The sequence below is a fragment of the Streptomyces bohaiensis genome (assembly GCF_012033785.1).
Classification (GTDB): Bacteria; Actinomycetota; Actinomycetes; order Streptomycetales; family Streptomycetaceae; genus Streptomyces; species Streptomyces bohaiensis.
On sequence record NZ_JAAVJC010000415.1, the window covers coordinates 1 to 2,938 of the forward strand.

Sequence of the window (2,938 nt, forward strand, 5' to 3'; positions counted from 1 at the left end):
GAGCGGACCGGCGCGGGTCGTGCCCGTCCGGTCCGCGGTCGTCAGGACGGCGTGCCGCCGGCGACGGGGCCGTTCCCGGGAGCGTCCGCACGCACGATCAGCGTGCCGATGTGGCCCGGGGTCGGTGCCTCCAGGACGGTCGCCTCGACCCGCACGAAGCCGGCCCGGGCCAGGTGCCGCTGCCACACCTCGGGCCGGTAGCTGTAGCGGTAGGTGAAGCAGGCGCGGCCCGCGAAGCCGCCCTTGTACATCCCCTGCGGGCCGTAGGCCCCGGGGATGGCCGGCGGCTGCGAGAAGACGAACCGGCCGCCCGGCGTCAGACGGTCGAGCACGAGCGGGAACAGGCGCGACGGGTCGACGAACCAGGCGGCACCGAACATCGAGCAGACCGCGTCCCAGCGCTGCGGGTCCGCGGCGAGCACGGAGAGCACGTCGCCGCAGACGAACTCGGCCCCCGTGCGCGCCCAGCGGTCGGTGCTCATCCGCGTCATGACCGGCGAGAGATCGATGCCTCGTGCTCTCACCCCGCGCCCGGCGAGGTACGCGACGGCACGGCCGGTGCCGCATCCGATCTCCAGCACGGAGGCCGGCGTGCCGAGCAGCTCCGGCCCGGGGCCGTGGTCCGCGTACTGCGTCCAGCGGAGCACCGGCTCCAGCTCGCCCGTGAACGCGGACTCCGCGTAGGCGTTCCACAGCTCGGTCTCGGCGGCGATGTCGTGGGGTACGGGCACGGACGTCCTTCGGTGGTGCGCCCCCGTCTCCGCTCCGGCGCGCCGGTCGGCGGGGCGGGAACGAGCGCGGAGCGGTCGGTGACGGTCGGGGCCGCGCTGTCGCCTCCGGCTCCCGTGCGGCGTCCGCGGTGGGGCGTCGGGGCGCAGCAGGCGCCCGCCGCGGATGGTTCCGCATCGTCAACGACCGGGGCCGCCGCCGGGTGGTGGTCCCGCGCGGCCCCTTTCCCTCCCGTCTCCCGCCCGGTGCCCGCGCCAGGCCGTGACGGCGGGTCAGCCGGGTGTCGCGGGGGCGTTCGGGGCGACCGCGGGCCGGTCGGCCCGGTGCGGGTCCCCGCGCCGCCGCGACAAGCTCGGGACCGGTCGGGGGACCGTCGGCGCGTCGCCCGCGAAAAGCTTCGTGAACTTCTTCACATGGATCGTCGGCCTTTCGGGCGGATCTTCGCCGCTGCCGGTCCACCAGGTGGGACGTCCCGGCGCTCCCGGGTGTTTCGGGGGCTCTTCGGCCGCATGTCCGGTGTATGAAACCGAGTGCCCGGGGACTGCCCGAGGCGAAGAACGCGCACGTCAGGGCAGTGGTGGCCCGCTGGGAAGCGGAGGTCTGCCGGCGGGGTGGCCGGGAGTGTAACAGAGGTACCCCGGTAGCTTGTGAACCCCCTCACGAGCACCCCCCAGGGGGTGGGTGGATACTCGAAGCATGAGCACCACGGAGCGTCCGCGAATCCTCGTCGTGGGGGGCGGGTATGTCGGCCTGTATGCCGCGCGTCGCATCCTTCAGAAGATGCGTTACCGCGAGGCGACTGTCACGGTCGTCGACCCGCGCTCGTACATGACGTACCAGCCCTTCCTGCCGGAAGCAGCCGCCGGCAGTATCTCGCCGCGTCACGTTGTCGTGCCGCTGCGACGGGTTCTCCCCGGCGCCGAGGTGCTCACCGGGCGGGTCAGCACCATCGACCAGGACCGCCGGGTCGCCACTGTGGCCCCGCTGGTCGGACCCGCCTACGAAGTCCCCTTCGACTACCTCGTCGTCGCCATGGGCGCCGTCTCCCGCACCTTCCCGATCCCCGGCCTCGCCGAAGAGGGCATCGGCATGAAGGGCGTGGAGGAGGCCATCGGCCTCCGCAACCACGTGCTGGAGCAGTTCGACCGCGCCGACTCCACCACCGACGAGGAGATCCGCCGCAAGGCGCTCACCTTCGTCTTCGTCGGCGGCGGCTTCGCCGGCGCCGAGACCATCGGTGAGATCGAGGACCTCGCCCGCGACGCGGCGAAGTACTACCCCTCCATCAAGCGCGAGGACATGCGCTTCCTGCTGGTGGACGTCGCCGACAAGATCCTCCCCGAGGTCGGGCCCAAGCTCGGCGAGTGGGGTCGCGAGCACCTGGAGAAGCGCGGGGTGGAGATCCACCTCGGCACCTCCATGAAGTCCTGCGTCGACGGCCGCGTCGTCCTCAGCAACGGCGTGGAGGCGGACTCCTCCACCATCGTGTGGACCGCCGGCGTCAAGCCCAACCCGGTGCTCGCCGAGTTCGGCCTGCCGCTCGGACCGCGCGGCCACGTCGACGTCGAGCCCAGCCTCCGCGTCCGCGGCCTCGGCCACGTCTGGGCCGCCGGCGACAACGCCCAGGTGCCCAACCTCGTCGAGGGCGAGGGCGACTGGTGCCCGCCGAACGCGCAGCACGCGCTCCGGCAGGCGAAGGTCCTCGGCGACAACGTCATCTCCGAGCTGCGGGGCTTCCCGCAGCAGGACTACAAGCACGCCAACAAGGGTGCCGTCGCCGGTCTCGGCCTCCGCAAGGGCGTCGCGATGATCAAGTTCGGCAAGTTCACCATCCGGCTGCGCGGCCGGCTGGCCTGGTACATGCACCGCACGTACCACGGCATGGCCGTCCCGACCTTCAACCGGAAGATCCGGGTCTTCGCCGACTGGACGCTGGGTCTGTTCCTCAAGCGCGAGGTGGTCTCGCTCGGCGCCATGGAGAACCCGCGCCACGAGTTCGCCACCGCCGCCCGCCCGGCCCCGGCCGTCGAGCGTCCCGCGCCGGCCCCGCCGGCCGCCGAGAGCGACACCAAGGAGAAGGCCAAGGCCGCCGCCGGCTGACGCCAGGACTACAAGCACGCCAACAAGGGTGCCGTCGCCGGTCTCGGCCTCCGCAAGGGCGTCGCGATGATCAAGTTCGGCAAGTTCACCATCCGGCTGCGCGGCGGGC

Annotated in this window: 2 protein-coding genes; one reads left to right on the plus strand and one right to left on the minus strand. The window is 72.6% G+C overall.

What is annotated here, in order from left to right; all coding sequences use genetic code 11:
* Positions 1 to 41 precede the first annotated feature (41 nt).
* A complete protein-coding gene (locus HCN52_RS23405) occupies positions 42 to 731 on the minus strand; it encodes a class I SAM-dependent methyltransferase (protein WP_168090425.1) in 690 nt (229 codons plus the stop codon).
* A gap of 694 nt (positions 732 to 1,425) precedes the next feature.
* On the opposite strand from HCN52_RS23405, the gene HCN52_RS23410 reads away from it, so the two are divergent.
* On the plus strand, positions 1,426 to 2,829 hold the full coding sequence (locus HCN52_RS23410; protein ID WP_168090426.1) for an NAD(P)/FAD-dependent oxidoreductase: 1,404 nt from the start codon (positions 1,426 to 1,428) through the stop codon (positions 2,827 to 2,829).
* Positions 2,830 to 2,938: the final 109 nt, after the last annotated feature.

What these genes read in the sequence shown, in the direction of transcription:
- HCN52_RS23410 (WP_168090426.1), top strand. Translation starts at nt 1,426, where the DNA reads ATGAGCACCACGGAGCGTCCGCGAATCCTCGTCGTGGGGGGCGGGTAT.